This window comes from Streptomyces sp. DH37 (genome assembly GCF_029813835.1).
GTDB lineage: Bacteria > Actinomycetota > Actinomycetes > Streptomycetales > Streptomycetaceae > Streptomyces.
Genome location: NZ_JARVKV010000273.1, coordinates 1 through 255, shown reverse-complemented (window position 1 = coordinate 255; position 255 = coordinate 1). Strand labels below are relative to the sequence as shown.

Annotated in this window: 1 protein-coding gene; it reads right to left on the bottom strand. The window is 73.7% G+C overall.

All coding sequences use genetic code 11. The annotated features are described in order from the left end of the window. Positions 1-27 precede the first annotated feature (27 nt). On the bottom strand, positions 28-255 hold a 228-nt coding region (locus tag QC029_RS31005; RefSeq protein WP_279559157.1), incomplete at its 5' end, for a TSUP family transporter.

Here is a 255-nt window from a genome sequence, read left to right as displayed (position 1 = left end):
CCTGATGCCCGCACGCGGCCGGTTCGGTCAGTCCAGCACGAGCTGGAGGATGGCCACCACGCCGACGGCGACGATGACCGCGCGCAGGGCGGCCGGCGGCAGTCTGCGTCCCAGCCGGGCGCCGAGCGGCCCGCCGGCCGCCGAGCCGACGGCGATGAGCAGGACGGCGGTCCAGTCGAAGTCGGCGACGAAGAGGAAGAAGACCGCGGCGGCGCCGTTGACGAGGGCGCCGAGGACGTTCTTGACGGCGTTGAT